General features: G+C 72.8%; 14 protein-coding genes and 5 pseudogenes. 6 read left to right on the forward strand and 13 right to left on the reverse strand.

Annotation, left to right across the window (positions count from 1 at the left end; all coding sequences use genetic code 11):
- Positions 1-52 precede the first annotated feature (52 nt).
- The gene (locus DEJ15_RS19105) at positions 53-577 is read right to left on the reverse strand and encodes a glycoside hydrolase family 3 C-terminal domain-containing protein (protein WP_349814908.1); all 525 of its coding nucleotides are present in this window, start codon (positions 575-577) and stop codon (positions 53-55) included.
- Positions 502-1,302, reverse strand: a pseudogene (locus DEJ15_RS16465) (glycoside hydrolase family 3 protein); the annotation flags it as partial. The gene DEJ15_RS19105 and the pseudogene DEJ15_RS16465, both read right to left, overlap by 76 nt.
- 183 nt (positions 1,303-1,485) lie before the next feature.
- Between DEJ15_RS16465 and DEJ15_RS16470 the strand changes: the two are divergent.
- Together DEJ15_RS16470 and DEJ15_RS16475 are read left to right on the forward strand one after the other, a co-directional pair.
- Positions 1,486-2,076: a TetR/AcrR family transcriptional regulator gene (locus tag DEJ15_RS16470; protein WP_110825838.1), complete on the forward strand. Its 591-nt coding sequence runs from the start codon at positions 1,486-1,488 to the stop codon at positions 2,074-2,076.
- Positions 2,077-2,203: 127 nt separating this feature from the next.
- Entirely contained in the window at positions 2,204-3,058 is an 855-nt protein-coding gene (locus tag DEJ15_RS16475) for an NAD-dependent epimerase/dehydratase family protein (RefSeq protein ID WP_181419612.1), read from the forward strand.
- Positions 3,059-3,067: 9 nt separating this feature from the next.
- Here DEJ15_RS16475 and DEJ15_RS16480 read toward each other — a convergent pair whose 3' ends face one another.
- A complete protein-coding gene (locus tag DEJ15_RS16480; RefSeq protein WP_284175295.1) occupies positions 3,068-3,451 on the reverse strand; it encodes a DUF7782 domain-containing protein in 384 nt (127 codons plus the stop codon).
- Positions 3,452-3,834: 383 nt separating this feature from the next.
- Positions 3,835-4,581 (reverse strand): DUF7059 domain-containing protein, encoded by a 747-nt coding sequence (locus DEJ15_RS16485; protein ID WP_284175296.1) that lies wholly within the window; start codon positions 4,579-4,581, stop codon positions 3,835-3,837.
- A gap of 674 nt (positions 4,582-5,255) precedes the next feature.
- Here DEJ15_RS16485 and DEJ15_RS16490 point away from each other — a divergent pair.
- Complete coding sequence (locus DEJ15_RS16490) at positions 5,256-6,371, forward strand: MFS transporter (RefSeq protein ID WP_284175297.1); 1,116 nt, start codon at positions 5,256-5,258, stop codon at positions 6,369-6,371.
- Positions 6,372-6,398: 27 nt separating this feature from the next.
- On the opposite strand, the gene DEJ15_RS16495 is transcribed toward DEJ15_RS16490, so the two are convergent.
- From DEJ15_RS16495 to DEJ15_RS16505, 3 genes are all read right to left on the reverse strand, one after another.
- Positions 6,399-6,851, reverse strand: coding sequence for a TIGR02611 family protein (locus tag DEJ15_RS16495; protein WP_284175298.1), 453 nt, complete (start codon positions 6,849-6,851; stop codon positions 6,399-6,401).
- Between the two features lie 163 nt (positions 6,852-7,014).
- Positions 7,015-7,173: a TraR/DksA family transcriptional regulator gene (locus tag DEJ15_RS16500; protein WP_284175299.1), complete on the reverse strand. Its 159-nt coding sequence runs from the start codon at positions 7,171-7,173 to the stop codon at positions 7,015-7,017.
- Positions 7,166-7,351 (reverse strand): hypothetical protein, encoded by a 186-nt coding sequence (locus DEJ15_RS16505; RefSeq protein ID WP_284175300.1) that lies wholly within the window; start codon positions 7,349-7,351, stop codon positions 7,166-7,168. Before DEJ15_RS16505 ends, DEJ15_RS16500 begins: the two co-directional genes overlap by 8 nt.
- Positions 7,352-7,400: 49 nt before the next feature.
- Here DEJ15_RS16505 and DEJ15_RS16510 point away from each other — a divergent pair.
- From DEJ15_RS16510 to DEJ15_RS16515, 3 genes and pseudogenes are all read left to right on the forward strand, one after another.
- Positions 7,401-8,439 (forward strand): annotated as a pseudogene (locus tag DEJ15_RS16510) (LLM class flavin-dependent oxidoreductase).
- A 109-nt stretch (positions 8,440-8,548) separates the two neighbouring features.
- Positions 8,549-8,647, forward strand: a pseudogene (locus DEJ15_RS19110) (DUF2510 domain-containing protein); the annotation flags it as partial.
- 40 nt (positions 8,648-8,687) lie between these two features.
- Positions 8,688-9,002: a hypothetical protein gene (locus DEJ15_RS16515; protein ID WP_284175301.1), complete on the forward strand. Its 315-nt coding sequence runs from the start codon at positions 8,688-8,690 to the stop codon at positions 9,000-9,002.
- Positions 9,003-9,027: 25 nt separating this feature from the next.
- Here the strand turns inward: DEJ15_RS16515 and arfB are convergent, their stop codons facing one another.
- The 6 genes and pseudogenes from arfB to recN all read right to left on the reverse strand — a co-directional run bounded on the left by arfB (position 9,028) and on the right by recN (position 15,494).
- Positions 9,028-9,450 (reverse strand): alternative ribosome rescue aminoacyl-tRNA hydrolase ArfB, encoded by a 423-nt coding sequence (gene arfB / locus DEJ15_RS16520; protein WP_110825830.1) that lies wholly within the window; start codon positions 9,448-9,450, stop codon positions 9,028-9,030.
- A gap of 43 nt (positions 9,451-9,493) precedes the next feature.
- Positions 9,494-10,487 (reverse strand): annotated as a pseudogene (locus DEJ15_RS16525) (site-specific tyrosine recombinase XerD).
- 43 nt (positions 10,488-10,530) lie between these two features.
- Positions 10,531-11,130 (reverse strand): DoxX family protein, encoded by a 600-nt coding sequence (locus tag DEJ15_RS16530; RefSeq protein WP_110825828.1) that lies wholly within the window; start codon positions 11,128-11,130, stop codon positions 10,531-10,533.
- A gap of 76 nt (positions 11,131-11,206) precedes the next feature.
- Positions 11,207-11,785 (reverse strand): NUDIX domain-containing protein, encoded by a 579-nt coding sequence (locus DEJ15_RS16535; RefSeq protein ID WP_110825827.1) that lies wholly within the window; start codon positions 11,783-11,785, stop codon positions 11,207-11,209.
- 185 nt (positions 11,786-11,970) lie between these two features.
- Positions 11,971-13,698, reverse strand: a complete 1,728-nt coding sequence (gene pyrG / locus DEJ15_RS16540) for a CTP synthase (RefSeq protein WP_375232127.1) — start codon at positions 13,696-13,698, stop codon at positions 11,971-11,973.
- 103 nt (positions 13,699-13,801) lie between these two features.
- Positions 13,802-15,494 (reverse strand): annotated as a pseudogene (recN, locus tag DEJ15_RS16545) (DNA repair protein RecN).
- Positions 15,495-15,541: the final 47 nt, after the last annotated feature.

Raw genomic sequence — 15,541 nt, forward strand, 5'->3', positions numbered from 1 at the left:
GAACCAGAACAGCGCGGTGGCGCGACGGTCCTCCGTGTACAGCTCCGCCCCGTCACGCACGAAGGCGACCCGCGCACCGGGCTCCCCGGTGACCGGGTTCGTGATGGTGTCGAGGGGGGAACTCGGCGATGCCCTCCTGGACGACGGCACCGATCGCGTACTCGACCGACGCGGCCGGGAACGCGGCACGGATGCCGTCGAGCGGGGAGACGACCGACTCCGGCACGACCGTGGCGGAACCGCCGCCCTGCGTCCGGGCCTGGTCGGCGTTGTGCCCGATGACCGCGATGCGGGACACCGCGGCGGGGTCCAGGGGCAGGACCCCGGTGTTGCGGGCGAGGACCGTGCCCTCGGCCTCGGCCTCGCGCGCGAAGGCGACGCCGTCCTCGACCGAGGGAACCCGTGCCGGCGCGGCGCCAGCGGCAGCAGCACCGGCCGCCCCCCGCGGCGTCCACCCCGGACAGCGCCCCCCACCCGGGCGGCGAGCAGCAGGATCCGGCGCACCTTCCGGTCGATCGCCGCCATCGGCACCGCCCCGGACTCGACCGCGGCCAGCAGCGGCCCCTCGCTCCACCACGGGTTCGGCCCGGGCATGGCGAGGTCCTGCGACGCCGTCGCCGCCTGGACGGAGCGGACCCCGGTCCAGTCGGACACGACGACGCCGTCGAAGCCCCACTCGGCGTTGAGCGGCGTCTCGAGGAGGTCGTTCTCCGATGCGGTCACGCCGTTGACGGCGTTGTAGGACGACATGACGGCCCACGCGTGTGCGTCGGTCACGGCCTTCTCGAACGCCAGCAGGTACAGCTCGCGCAGGGCACGCTCGGACACCTCGGTGGACGCGGTGAAGCGGTCGGTCTCGTAGTCGTTCGCGATGTAGTGCTTCGGGGTCGCCGCGACGCCGTGCTCCTGCACGCCGGCGACGTAGGAGGCCGCCAGGTCGCCGGTGAGCACCGGGTCCTCGCTGAACGCCTCGAAGTGGCGACCGCCGAGCGGTGAGCGGTGCAGGTTGATCGTCGGACCGAGGACGACGTCGACGCCCTTGCGACGGGCCTCCACGGCGGCCGCGCCACCGTAGCGCTGCGCGATCGCACGGTCCCACGACGCGCTCAGCGCGGTCGCGGACGGCAGGTTGAGCGACGGCTCCCGCTCGTCCCAGACCTCACCGCGCACGCCGGACGGCCCGTCGGACATGAGCACGCGACGGAGCCCGATCTCCTCGATCGGCCAGGTGGTCCAGAAGTCCCGGCCGGTGAGCAGCTGCACCTTCTGCTCGGTGGAGAGCCGGTCGAGGAGCGCGTCCATGTGCTCGCCGAGCGGATCGGTGTCCGCGGGGGGTCGGGGCTGCGGGGGGTCGCGGTCACGGGGGGTCGTTCCTTCCGTCGGAGACGTACCGCCGAGCGCCGTCGTCGGCAGTGTCCTCACGCTAGCACCAATCCCTACCTCTATTCGGTTTCTGCTCGGGCCAGCGGGCGGTACTCTCTCGCCATGGCACGACGGGGTTCGTACGCGAAGGGCATCGCCAAGCGCGAGGAGATCCTGTCCGTCGCGCTCGAGCTCGTCGCCACGCAGGGGTTCCGACGCACGAGCATCAAGGACATCGCCGACGCCGTGGGCCTCACGCAGGCCGGGCTCCTGCACTACTTCGACTCGAAGGACGAGCTCTGGGTCGCGATCCTCCGCCGCCGTGACGACCTGGACAACGCCGCACAGTGGGACGCCCCGGACTTCGCCGCACTCCTCGCCGCGGTCGTCCGGCACAACGCCGAGGTCCCGGGCCTCGTGCAGATGTTCGTCAACCTGTCGGCAGCGGCGGCGACCGACCCGGACCACCCCGCGCACGCCTACTTCCGCGAGCGCTACGAGACCACGCGCGCCCGCATGACGGACGACTTCCGCCGGATGCAGCAGGACGGCCGGCTCCGCACCGACCTCGACCCGGAGGAACTGGCCAGCGTCCTGCTCGCCACCTCGGACGGCATGCAGATCCAGTGGTTGTACGACCCGACCCGGGACATGGCCGAGCACGTCGAGCTCGTCACCCGCCTCGCGATGGCGCAGGTCACGACCGGCTCCTGACGTCCGGCCAGGAGGCCCGCCCCGCGCCCCGGCACAGGCACCGCCCGTCCCTGGTCGCGTCCACCACCCGCGGTGCAGGATGGACGCGACCCGACCCGGGGTCTCGACGACGAGGTGGAGTGACGCGATGACGCGTGTAGTGGTGACCGGTGGCAGCGGCAAGCTCGGACGGGCGGTCGTCCGCGACCTCGACGAACACGGCTACGACGTCGTGCTGATCGACCGGGTGCCCTCGCCGGACAAGCCCGAGCGCGTGCAGTTCGTCCGCACCGACCTGACCGACTACGGCCAGGTCCTCAACACCCTGATCGGCGTCGACGACCGCTACGACTCGGTCGACGCCGTCGTGCACCTCGGTGCGGTGCCGGCGCCGGGCCAGGTGCCGGACGTCGCACTCATCACGAACAACGTGACCGCGTCCATCAACGTGTTCCACGCTGCCCGCGCAGCCCGCATCCGCAACGTCGTGTGGGCCTCCAGTGAGACGCTCCTGGGGATCCCGATGGGCGAGCACCACCCGCCCTACCTGCCGGTCGACGAGGAGTTCGCGGTGCGGCCGCAGTCCTCGTACTCGCTCGGCAAGGCCGTCGAGGAGGAAATGGCGCGTCACTTCACCCGCTGGGACCCGCAGCTGAAGATGATCGGGCTGCGCTTCTCGAACGTGATGGACGAGACGGACTACCCGGCGTTCCCGTGGGACGCGACCCCGGAGGCGAAGACCTTCAACCTGTGGTCGTACATCGACTCCCGTGACGGCGCCCAGGCGGTGCGCAAGGCCGTCGAGAGTGAGCTGACCGGCTTCGAGGCGTTCATCATCGCCAGCCCGGACACGGTCATGGACACCCCGACGCTCGAGCTCGTCGAGCAGTACCTGCCGGACATCGAGCGCCGGGCGGACATCGACGGCGTCAGCTCACTGTTGTCCTCCGACAAGGCCCGCGAGCTCCTCGGCTACGCCCCGGAGCACACCTGGCGCCGCTGACCGCCGGGGTCAGGCGGGGAGCAGCAGGCCGTCGAGCACCAGGTCCCGGAGGCGCGGCACGAGGTCGGCGCTGAGCGCCGCCTCGTCCACGCCGGTGAGCTGGGCGATCGCCCCGACGATCTGGCCGACGGCCAGCTCCCCGTCGGCCGCACCGACGAACGCGGCCAGGGCGGTGTCGGCGTCGACCCGGCGGCCGAACCCGCCGCCCTGCACGAGCGCCATCACCGTGGGGTCGTCGTTGCCCGGCCAGTAGTGACGCTCCTCGGTGACGTCCCCGGCGACACGGAGGTGTGCGTCCGCGAAGGCCCGGTCGTCGTGGGCGGCGAGCCAGCTGACGGCGTCGAGGGCCCGTGCCACGGTCGCGCCGAGGCCCGCCGGGTTCGAGCCGAGCACCTGCGGGAGTCGTTCGAAGCGCCGGAGCGGTGCCGGGCTGCTCCCCCCGGGGACCGGACGGCGAGCGGACCACGACGTAGCCGAAACCGACCCCGGTGACGTGCCGGTCGCGGAAGTCGTCGAGCCAGGCGTTCACCAGGTCGTCGAACTCCGGCGAGCCGGGCTTCGTGCCGCCGTCGCGGATCCAGGTCTCGGCGTAGGCGGGCGGGTCCTCGCGCTCGCGTTCGACCACCCACACGTCCAGGTCGGTGTCCGCGAACCAGGACGCGACGCGGTCGAGGCCGTCCGTGCCCCAGCGGTGCTCCCAGTTGCCGAGCAACTGCGCCGTCCCGCCGGGCTCGAGGTGGTCTGCGAGACCCCGGAGCACGGTCTCGACCAGGGCGTCACCGACCATCCCGCCGTCGCGGTACTCGTAGGCGGGGACGCCCTCGCGGCGGGGCGTGATGACGAACGGCGGGTTCGAGACGATCCGGTCGAACCGCTCCCCCCGCGACCGGCTCGAACAGGGAGCCGAGGCGGAAGTCGATGCCGTCGACGCCGTTGAGGAGGGCGTTGAACCGGGCGATGGCGAGCGCCCGTGACGAGATGTCGGTGGCGACGACCTCGTCCGCGAAGCGGCGGGCGTGCATGGCCTGGACGCCGCACCCGGTGCCGAGGTCGAGCACGCGGCGGACGGGCACGGGCAGCTGCAGGCCGCTCAGCGTCGTGGTGGCCCCGCCGATGCCGAGGACGTGCTCCTCGCTGATCGCGTGCCCGAGAGCGAGTTCGCCGAGGTCGGACGCGATCCACCAGCTGCCGGCGCCGAGGTCGTCCACGAAGGCGTACGGCCGGAGGTCCAGGGCGGGCGCGACACGGTCCGCATCGGTCCGGAGCACCCCGGCGCTCACGAGCGTGTCCACGCCGGTGGTCGGGAACCCGCGGTCGGCGTCGGCGCGCGACACCGGCAGTCCGAGCACGAACAGCGTCGCGACGGTCGACAGCGGGGTGGTCGGACGCGCCGCGAGTGCGCGGAGGGCCGCGACCCGGGTGCCGCGGTGCAGCGCTGCAGCGGCTTCGGTCCCCCAGAGCGCGTCGACGCCCTCCACCGTGTAGCCGGCCGCGGTCAGGTCCGCGGCGAGCGCCGACGTCACGCGGGGGGTCGGCGACGACGGCGGGCAGCCGGTGCTGGGCGGTCCCCTCGCTCACGCGGCGGCCTCGGCGCGCACGAGCCCGGCCGGGACCTGCCAGTCGAGCACGAGGTCGAGCAGGCCGGGGAAGCGCTGCTGGACGTCTTCGGTACGGACGCGGCTGACGCGGGTCAGGCCCTCGAGGTGCTGCTCGAGGAGCCCGGCTTCGCGGAGGACCCGGAAGTGGTGCGTCAGGGTGGACTTCGGGCGGTCGATGCCGACCCATCCGCAGGAGCGCTCCCCCGCCGGCCGCGTCGACGAGGTACCGGTGCAGGATCGACAGCCGGATCGGGTCGGACAGGGCGTCCATCACCACGGGCAGGTCCATCTCGGCCGGCGACGGCTGGGGCAGCCGTTCGGGGGGCATCGTCGCGCTCGGGCATGGACGGGACGCTACCACCGTTCCCCTCCCTGTACGACTTGCGTCGTACAGCCACGATGCGGTACCAATGCGGTACCACCCGGTACGACTCCGTCCGTACTGGTCCATCACGACGGGAGGGACACCATGCAGTCCACACGCTCGGTCGCCGGGTTCTGGATCATCGCCGCCATGCTGCTCGTGGCGTTGGCGTCGTCGGCGGTCCCCTCCCCCGATCTACCCCGTCTACGCGGCCGAGTGGCACCTGACGCCGCTCATGCTCACCGCCGTGTTCGCCGTCTACGTCGCCGGGCTGCTGGTGAGCCTGCTCGTCGCCGGCCGGCTGTCCGACCACGTCGGCCGGAAGCCCGTGCTCGTCGCCGGCGGGATCGGCCTCACCGTCTCGCTCGGGCTCTTCGTGGTCGCCGACGGCTTCGGTGCCCTCGTCCTCGACCGCGTCGTGCAGGGCGTGTCCGTCGGCCTGCTCATCGGTGCCCTCGGTGCCGCGCTCATCGACAACTCCCTCGAGCGGCACCCCGCCCTCGCCGGTGTGCTGAACGGGGCCGTCCCGCCGATCGCGCTCGCCACCGGCGCCCTGTCGAGCGGCGCCCTGGTCGAGTGGGGTCCGGCACCCGAGCAGTTCGTCTACCTGCTCTTCGGCGCGCTCCTCGTGCTCATGCTCGTCGCGCTGGCCGTCGTCCCCGAGCGGGTCACCCGCCGGCCGGGAGCCCTGCGGTCCCTCCGCCCGACGATCGCCGTACCGCGGTCCTCGCGCCGGCTGTTCCGGGGCGTCGCCGGTTCGCTCATCGCGAGCTGGGCCCTGGGCGGGCTCTTCCTGTCCCTCGTCCCCTCGGCGCTCGGCGCGGTCTTCGGCATCGACAACCACTTCGCCGCCGGAGCCCTCATCGCCGTCGTCACCGGGGTCGGCGCGGCCACCGGCATCACCACGCAGTGGCTCGACGCCCGCGTCGGCGTGCTCATCGGTCTCGTCGCGCTCGTCCTCGGACCCGTCGTCACGATCGGGTTCGTGTTCGCCCAGTCCCTGCCGGGCCTCGTCGTCGGCAGCGCGATCGCCGGCGTCGGCTTCGGAGCCGGCTTCCAGGCGCCGCTGCGGATGCTGCTCGCGACCGCCGCGCCGACCCACCGTGCGGGACTGCTCTCCACCATCTACGTCGTCAGCTACCTGGCGTTCGGCGTGCCCGCCGTCATCGGTGGGCTGCTCGAGCCGACGGTCGGCCTCGTGCCGGTGCTCGCCGGCTACGGCGCGTTCATCGTCGTCGCCGCGGGAATCGCCCTCGTGCTGCAGCTCACGTCGAAGGACACCGTCGCGGTGGAGGAGTCGGCCGCCGAGGCCGTCGAGCGGACGGCGACGGGCACGGTCCGCACGGTCTGACGCGGGCGGCGCGTCGCGACGGGCTCGCTAGAGACCGGGTCGCGCGGTCCGACCGCGGGGGCGCGGGACGCCGACGTTCCGGTGCGCCTCGGCATGGGCCGCGTCGACGTCCGCCTTGCCCTTGTCCGCCGCGTCCCGCATCCGCTTCGACGGGGCGTGGTGCTTCGCCCAGTCCCAGAACCGGTGCAGCTTCGCCCGCAGCCAGGTGATGATCCGGTGGAAGAAGTGGAACTCGCTCGCCAGGACCGTCAGGCCGATGAAGACGACCAGCCACCCGGGACCGGGCAACGGCACCAGGGCGAGCCCGACCACGACGATGAGCCCGCCGACGATCCCGACCAGGACCTTGTAGAAGAGGTGCACGTGCGGCCGGGCGTGGATCCAGGTCCGCAGGTCTCGGAACCACTGGAAGCGCTGACGACCGCCGTCGGCCTGCTCGGTACGGCCGGACGCAGCGCGGTCCGCGTCGGGTCCGCCCACGTCGGGGCCGGCACTCCGGGGGAGGCTCAGTCGGGTCGCCGTGCATGTCCGCACGCTAGGGCGCGCGGCTGGGAAACCGCGGCGCATCGGGTCCGCACCAGGTGGGTGTCGGGAGCCGACGCGGCGGACGTCGTCCGGGCCTCCAGGCCGGCCGGGAGGCCCGTCACGCGTGCGCGACGCAGGTCGCCGCCCACGGGACCGCGGCCAGGCGAGCCTCCGGGATGGGCTCCCCGCCGACCGCGCAGCGCCCGTACGTCCCCGCGTCGAGACGGCCGAGGGCCGCGTCGACCTGCTCGATGCGGCGTCGGGCGTCGTCACGCACCGCGCCGAGGGACCCGCGCTCCCAGGCCAGGGTCGCCCCCCTCCGGGTCGTGCTCGTCGTCGGTGTTCGCGCCGTCCCGGGCGTCGCTGACGTCCCGCATGCTGCGTTCGACGTCGGCGAGGAGCTTCGTCGCCCGGACGCGTTCCCCGTCCAGGGCAGCGCGCGGGTCGAGGTCCATGGGGACGACCGTAGTCCGGCGGAATGGGCCGCGGCACGGATGCGTTCGCATGGGCATGACGAAGATCGGGTTCCTGTCCTTCGGGCACTGGCGCGACGTCCCCGGGTCGAAGGTCCGCAGTGGCCGTGAGGCCCTCGTGCAGGCGATCGACCTCGCCGTGGCCGCCGAGGAGGCCGGCGTCGACGGCGCGTACTTCCGCGTGCACCACTTCGCACCGCAGCAGGCCGCACCATTCCCGCTGCTCTCCGCGATCGCCGCCAAGACCAGCCGGATCGAGATCGGCACCGGCGTGATCGACATGCGCTACGAGAACCCGCTGTACATGGCGGAGGAGGCCGCGGCGACGGACCTCATCTCCGGCGGCCGACTCCAGCTCGGCGTGAGCCGGGGGTCACCCGAGACCGCACTCGCCGGCTACCGCTCGTTCGGCTACGTGCCCGAGTCGGGCGACGAGAACGGCGCCGACCTGGCCCGCGACCACACCGCGGTGTTCCGGCGTGCGATCGCCGGCGAACCGATGGCGAACGCGAACCCGCAGATGACCGGCTCCGTCGGGTCCCTCGCGGTCACGCCGCAGTCCGACAGCCTGTCCGAGCGCATCTGGTGGGGTGCCGGCACCCGGGCCACTGCCGAGTGGACCGCCGAGCAGGGCATGAACCTCATGTCCTCGACCCTGCTCACCGAGGACACCGGCGTGCCGTTCGACGAACTGCAGGCGGAGCAGATCGAGCGCTTCCGGTCGACCTGGGCCGACATGGGCTGGAAGCGCCAGCCCCGGGTGAGCGTCAGCCGGAGCATCATCCCGATCATCGACGACGAGTCGCGCCACTACTTCGGCGTCCGTGCGCAGGTCGAGGGGCAGGACCAGGTCGGGCACCTCGACGGGGGGCCTCGCCCGGTTCGGCCGCTCGTACATCGGCGAGCCGGAACAACTCGTCGCGGAGCTCGCGGCGGACCGTGCCGTCCGCGAGGCAGACACCGTCCTCGTCACCGTCCCGAACCAGCTCGGGGTGGACTTCAACGCGCGGTTGCTCGCCGCCGTGAAGGACGTCTTCACCGAGGTCGACGCGGCGCCGGCAGCGGTCTGACGGGCCGGTCCCCCCCTTCTGCCGACACCCGGTCTGGGGCTGCGGTGCGGGATCGTGGCGGGTAGCGTCGAACCGCACTGACGACACCCCTCAGACCCCAGGAGTTCCCGTGACGCTGCCGGCCGCCGGCTGGTTCCCGGACCCGCGCGACACCGCTCGACTGCGGTGGTGGGACGGGCACGCCTGGGGCGAGACCACCCGGGTGCTCCCCCCGCGTCGTCCCGGAGCCGGCGCTGCAGGCGCTCGCGGTGTCGAGCGGTCCGGCATTCTCGGTCGATGCCTCGGGTCGCCCGGCCGACGTGCAGTCCTGGGCCTACGGCAGCACCGAGCGGCGGTTCTGCGTCTTCGCGGTCCTCGCCGTGCTGTCCGCCGTCGTGTCCCTCGTGCTGAACCCGTGGGGCGTGTGCAGCCTCCTCGCCGTGGTGACCGGCGTCGTCGCACTCGTGCGCCCCGGCGCGACCGGAGCATGGCGGGTCGTCGGGCAGAGCGTCGGTACCTCGGCGCTCGTGCTCGCCGTCGCGACGGGCGTCGTCGCGCTGAACACCCACCTGCACCTGTTCTGACGCCACCGCCGCGCCGCCTCGACGATCAGTCGTCGGACGGACGACGACGGTGCTGCTTCGTCACGGACCGCTGCTGCTTGGTCGCGAGACGCCGGCGCTGGGAGCCGCGCGTCGGCCGGGTCGCCCGCCGCGGTGGGCCGGGCGGGGCGAGTGCTTCCCGCAGGAGCTCGCGGAGTGCGTCGAGGGCGGCCTCGCGGTTGCGCAGCTGGGACCGTCGCTCGGACACCGTGACGGTGATCGTGCCCGCGACCGTCCGCCGGCCGAGCCGCTCGAGGACGCGTGTCCGCTGCTCCTCGGTGAGCGCCGCCGACGCCACGACGTCCCAGGTGAGCTGGACGCGGCTGTCGGAGGTGTTCACGTGCTGGCCCCCGGGGCCGGACGACCGCGAGAACCGCCAGCGCAGTTCGGCCTCGGGGATCGTCAGCCCCGACCCCACCTCGAGGTCCATGCGCCAAGGGTTGCACGATCTCCGCGCGGCCGGCTCGCTCCCGCTACCGCCGCGCCCGCGGGTGCGCCGTCTGGTAGACGTCCCGCAGCATGTCGGCCGTCACCAGCGTGTAGATCTGCGTCGTCGCGACGCTCGCGTGCCCGAGGAGCTCCTGCACGACACGGACGTCCGCCCCACCCTCGAGCAGGTGCGTCGCGAAGGAGTGCCGGAAGGTGTGCGGGGGAGACGTGGTCGGCGAGCCCGGCACGTTCGGCCGCGGCCTGGATGACGAGCCAGGCGCTCTGCCGGGACAGCCGGGCGCCGCGTGCCCCGAGGAACAGCGCCGGGGTGCCGCTCCCGCGAGCGGCGAACACCGGCCGCGCCCGCACCAGGTAGGCGTCGACCGCCGCGCGTGCGTAGCTGCCGAGCGGCACGATCCGCTGCTTGTTCCCCTTGCCGGTGACCCGCACGACCGAGACGTCGGTGTCCTCGTCCGGGACCCCGTCGACACCGGCGAGCGTCGTCACGTCGTCGACGGAGAGCCCGACCGCCTCGGAGACGCGCGCGCCGGTCGCGTACAGCAGTTCCAGGAGGGCTCGGTCGCGGAGCTGTGCCGGTTCGTCACCGACCACCGCGCCGAGCAACCGCTCCATGTCGTGCACGGAGATCGCCTTCGGGAGCCGCATGGGCGCCTTCGGCGGACGCACGGAGGCGCCGGGGTCGAGCGGTAGCCAGCCCTCCGCCGCCGCGAACGCACTGAACGACCGCACCGAACTGAGCATCCGGGCGACCGACCGCGGTGCGAGCGGCCCGTCCGGCCTCGTCGCGAGGTGCTGCACGAACCCGGCCAGGTCCGCGCGCGCGAGCCGCCCGACGTCGTCGAGGACCGCCGCCCCACCGGCCCGGTCGGCACCGGCGGAGTCGACGACCGGCTGCGTGCCGACCCAGTCCCCGAAGGTCGAGAGGTCGCGCCGGTAGGCGGACAGGGTGTGCTGCGACAGGCCCCGCTCGATCGCGATGTGCCGCAGGTAGTCCTGCACGGCACGCTCGAACGGCATCACCCGACGAGGCTACCGGGACGCGGGCTCCGGCCCGGAGGAGCTACTCCGCCGAGGACGCACCGTCGCCGGACGCCGCCGGGGCCGCCGCCTCCGTCGGGGCCGGCGCGTCCGCCGCGTCCGCGGCGTCCGCCGCGAGGGCCTTCCGACGCTGCACGACCTGCACCGCGATCGCGACCGGCACCGCGGCCAGGGCGACGGCGCGGAGCCACGGCCGGTCGAGGGCGTGCCGGGTCGCGTGGTCGAGCGACACCGGGCCCGGGCCGCCGAGGGCGAACATCGCCGCCGAGAAGCCGAGGAACGCCGGCAGCTCCAGGCCGCCGTCCGCGTTGAAGAAGCCGTTCGGCGTGTGCACGCTGGAGGCCACCCCCATGGTCGTGGCGGCACCGGCGCCGGCGATCGGCGTGGCGAGGCCGAGCGCGAGGGCGGCACCGGACCCGGCCTCGCCGATGCCGGCCAGGACGGCGTTGCGGCGGCCGGGCCGGAAGCCCATCGCGTGCATGCCCTGGGCGGTGCCGTCGATGCCGCCGCCGCCGAACGCACCGAAGAGCTTCTGGGCGCCGTGCGAGACGAGCACCGCTCCGAGTGCGATGCGGAGCAGGGTCGTCGCGGTGACGGCTGCGGTGGTGGTGCGCGAGCTCATGGGGGGTCCTCCCGGTCGTCGGTGTCCGGCCACCCGTCGACGCGGGTGAGCACGGTGCCGCCGACGGTACGCCGTGTCAGCCCTGCGAGCGGCGCTCGATGGCGTCGACCGCGAGCGTCGCGACGATGAGCGCCGAGTTGTGCAGCCGACCCGCGAGGATCCCCTCCAGCAGTTCGGCGCGCGGCACCCAGCGGATGACGATGTCGGCTTCCTCGGCCTCGCGCTCGAAGGCGGACTCGGTCGCACGCACGCCGGTCGCGCGGTACACCTCGATGAACTCGTTGCTGCCACCCGACGAGGTGTTGTAGCGCACGAGGTGCTGCCACTCGTCGGCCTCGACGTCGGCCTCCTCCGCGAGCTCGCGCTTCGCGGCGGTGAGGTGGTCCTCGCCCTCCTGGTCGAGCAGCCCGGCGGGCAGCTCCCAGTCGCGCAGCTGGACCGGGTGCCGGTACTGCTGGATGACGAGGACGCGGCCTTCGTCGTCCTCCGCGTACACGGCGACGGCGCCGGTGTGGTCCACGTACTCACGGACCATGTCGGAGCCGTTGTAGTCGATGTGGTCACGGGTGATGTCCCACACCGCGCCCTCGAACACCCGCTCGGAGGCGGTGACGTGGTGGGAGGCGGTCTCGTCGGCGATCGGTGCGTCAGTCACCTCGCCATCCTGCCCCACCCGGCCCGGGCGGGCCCACGGGCTGTGGACAGACGGACGGGAGGCTCCCCACCAGCTGGTGGTGGGCCCACGCCGGCCGGTTCCTGACCGACGCGCCAGCGGCGGTCCGGCCGTGCCCGGTGGGGAGCCTCCCGTTCGTCGTCCGGTCGCGACCGCGACCCGACCCACTAGGCGACCGCTTCGGTCTCCGGGTCGAAGAGCCGCGTCGACTCGTTGCGCTCGATCGCCGCACCGACGAGGCCCGCGAAGAGCGGGTGCGCGCGGTTCGGACGCGACCGGAGCTCCGGGTGCGCCTGGGTGCCGATGTAGAACGGGTGCTCCGCACGGTCCAACTCGACGTACTCGACGAGCGTGCCGTCCGGCGAGGTACCCGAGAAGCGCAGGCCGGCGTCCGCGATCTGCTCGCGGTAGTGGTTGTTCACCTCGTAGCGGTGACGGTGACGCTCCGACGCCTCGGTCGCGCCGTACAGCTCAGCCGCCAGGCTGCCGTCGGTGAAGTGCGCCGGGTACATGCCGAGCCGCATCGTGCCGCCCAGGTCACCGCCCGCGATGATGTCGACCTGCTCCGCCATGGTCGCGATGACCGGCGTCGAGGTCTCGGGGTCGAACTCGGTGCTCGACGCGTCGAGCAGACCGGCCTCGTGGCGGGCGTACTCGATGACCATGCACTGCAGGCCGAGGCACAGCCCGAGCGTGGGGATGTTCTGCTCACGCGCGAACTTCAGCGCGCCGAGCTTGCCCTCGATGCCGCGGATGCCGAACCCACCGGGGATGCAGATGCCGTCGACGTCGCCGAGGTTCTTCGCGGCGCCCTCGGGGGTGATGCACTCGTCGGACGCGACCCACTTCAGCGTGACCTTGGCGGTGTGGGCGAAGCCGCCCGCGCGCAGGGCCTCGGTGACGGACAGGTACGCGTCCGGCAGGTCGATGTACTTGCCGACCAGGGCGATCGTGACGGCCTTCTTGGGCTCGTGCACCGCGGTCAGCACGCCGTTCCAACGCGACCAGTCGACGTCGTGCGCCTCGAGGCGGAGGGCCTCGATGATGACCTGGTCGAGGCCCTGGTCGTGCAGCATCGTCGGGATGTCGTAGATCGAGGGGACGTCCACGGCGTTCACCACGGCGTCCTCGTCGACGTCGCACATCAGGGCGATCTTGCGCTTGTTCGCGTCCGAGACGGGGCGGTCCGAGCGGAGCACGAGGGCGTCGGGCTGGATGCCGATCGAGCGGAGCTGCGCGACCGAGTGCTGCGTCGGCTTCGTCTTCTGCTCGCCGGAGGCGTTCATGAACGGCACGAGCGAGACGTGCACGAAGAAGACGTTGTTCCGGCCGAGCTCGTGGCGCACCTGGCGGGCCGCCTCGATGAACGGCTGCGACTCGATGTCGCCGACCGTGCCGCCGACCTCGGTGATGATGACGTCGGGCTGCGGGTCGTTCTCCGCCTGCTCGCGCATCCGCCGCTTGATCTCGTCGGTGATGTGCGGGATGACCTGCACGGTGTCACCGAGGTACTCGCCGCGACGCTCCTTGGCGATGACCGTCGAGTAGACCTGCCCGGTCGTGACGTTCGCCGACTGGGCGAGGTCGATGTCGAGGAAGCGCTCGTAGTGGCCGATGTCCAGATCGGTCTCGGCGCCGTCGTCGGTCACGAAGACCTCGCCGTGCTGGAACGGGTTCATGGTGCCCGGGTCCACGTTGAGGTACGGGTCGAGCTTCTGCATGACGACCTTGAGGCCGCGTGCCGTGAGGAGGTTGCCGAGGCTGGCCGCCGTCAGGCCCTTGCCGAGAGACGAGACGACCCCGCCGGTCACGAAGATCTGCTTCGTCACCTTCGGGGTCTTGCTGTCGATGCGCGCTGTGCTTGCCTGGGTACCGCTGCTGAGAGTGTCCGCCACGGGATTCCATCGTACGTCAGAAGTGCCGGGAGGCGCGACCCGCGTTCGCCGGGCGCGTTGCGTCCGGAGCGTGGTCGCCGACGCGGGGCGGGCCTCCGGGCCGTCAGGCGGACCGACCGGCGACCTCGAGGAGTTCGCGTGCGTGCTCCATGCCGCTGGCGCTGTCGCCGAGACCGGAGAGCAGCCGTGCCATCTCCTGCAGGCGGTCGTCGCCCTCGAGGCGCCGCACGCTCGACGAGGTGACCGCGCCGCTGGCGTCCTTGACGACGTTGAGGTGGTTGTTCGCGAACGCAGCGACCTGTGCGAGGTGCGTGACCACGATGACCTGCGTGCGCTCGGCGAGCGCCGCCAGGCGTCGGCCGATCTCGATCGCAGCAGCGCCGCCGACACCCGCGTCGACCTCGTCGAACACGAACGTCGGGACCGTGGTGCTCCCGGCCATGACGACCTCGATCGCGAGCATCACGCGGGAGAGCTCACCGCCGGAGGCACCCTTGCCGATCGGTCGGGGGGTCGGTGCCCGAGTGCGGCTGCAGGAGGATCGCCACCTGGTCCCGCCCGTGGCGACGGAACTCGCCCGCGTCGGTGACCTCGACCACGAGGGTCGCGCCGGCCATCGCGAGGCTCTTCAATTCGGCGGTGACCCGCTTCGCGAGGTCCGTCGCCGCCTTGCTCCGCACCTTGGTGAGGGTGGCGGCGGCGGCCTCGAGGGCGACCAGGTCCGCCTCGACGGCCTGCTGGAGTCCGACGATCCGGTCGTCGTCGCCGTCGAGTTCGAGCAGCCGGTCCGAGGCGCGCTGACCGTAGGCGATGACGTCCTCGACGGTGTCCCCGTACTTCCGGGTCAGTCCGGCGAGCAGGGCGCGGCGCTCGTTGACGAGTTCGAGGTCGTGGCCCGCTTCCGGCTCGAGCGAGCCGATGTAGCTCGACAGCGACGCCGAGGCCTCACTCGCCTGGATCCCGAGCTCGGTGAGCTGTTCCAGCACCGGCTGCAGGGCCTGGTCGACGTTCGCCACCCGTTCGATCGCACGCCGTGCGGACTCGACGAGGCCGATGACGTCGGGCCCGTCGAGCGACTCGCTCGAGACGGCCTCGTGCGCGAGCCCTGCGGACAGTCGGAGCTCCTCGAGGTTCCCCAGCCGCTCGGCGCGTTCGGCGAGCTCGGTGTCCTCGCCCGGCTGCGGGTCGGCTGCCTCGATCTCCTCGGACGCCTCGCGGAGCCGCGCGGCCTCGGCGAGCCGTTCGTCCCGGTCCCGCGTGAGCGTCTCGAGGTCCCCGGCGTGCTGCTGCCAGGCGTCGTACACGGCGACGTACTTCGCGAGGGCCTTCTCGATCGCGCCGGCACCGAACCCGTCGAGCGCGGCCCGCTGCGCCGACGCCGAGGTCAGCCGGATCTGGTCGGACTGGCCGTGCACGGTGACGAGCTGGTCGGCCAGTTCGCCGAGCACGGCGACGGGCGCGCTGCGGCCCCCGACCGTGGCGCGGCTGCGACCCTCGGCGGAGACCGTCCTGGTGAGGATGAGCTCGCCGTCCTCGACCGTCCCGCCGGCGTCCTCGACCCGCTCGGCCACGGCGGCGTGGTCCGGCAGGTCCCAGCGTCCCTCGACGACCGCGCTGGACGCCCCGCGACGGACGGACCCGGCGTCCGCCCGGGCGCCGAGGAGCAGGCCGAGCGCGGTGACGATCATCGTCTTGCCGGCTCCGGTCTCACCGGTCACGACGGTGAAGCCCGGGCCGAGCTCGAGCGTGGCGTCGCCGATCACGCCGAGGTCGGAGATGCGGATTTCCTCGATCACTGGATGTGCTCCTGCTGCTGGTTCACGTCGTGGTGCCGGTGGTCGTG

This window comes from Curtobacterium sp. MCJR17_043, assembly GCF_003224315.2.
In the GTDB taxonomy this organism is placed as follows: domain Bacteria; phylum Actinomycetota; class Actinomycetes; order Actinomycetales; family Microbacteriaceae; genus Curtobacterium.

Excerpts from the sequence above, each read along its gene's own strand:
- DEJ15_RS16470 (WP_110825838.1), top strand. The coding sequence starts at position 1,486 with ATGGCACGACGGGGTTCGTACGCGAAGGGCATCGCCAAGCGCGAGGAG.
- DEJ15_RS16475 (WP_181419612.1), top strand. The coding sequence starts at position 2,204 with ATGACGCGTGTAGTGGTGACCGGTGGCAGCGGCAAGCTCGGACGGGCG.
- DEJ15_RS16490 (WP_284175297.1), top strand. The coding sequence starts at position 5,256 with ATGCTCACCGCCGTGTTCGCCGTCTACGTCGCCGGGCTGCTGGTGAGC.
- DEJ15_RS16505 (WP_284175300.1), bottom strand. The coding sequence starts at position 7,351 with ATGGACCTCGACCCGCGCGCTGCCCTGGACGGGGAACGCGTCCGGGCG.
- arfB (WP_110825830.1), bottom strand. The coding sequence starts at position 9,450 with ATGGACCTCGAGGTGGGGTCGGGGCTGACGATCCCCGAGGCCGAACTG.
- DEJ15_RS16530 (WP_110825828.1), bottom strand. The coding sequence starts at position 11,130 with ATGAGCTCGCGCACCACCACCGCAGCCGTCACCGCGACGACCCTGCTC.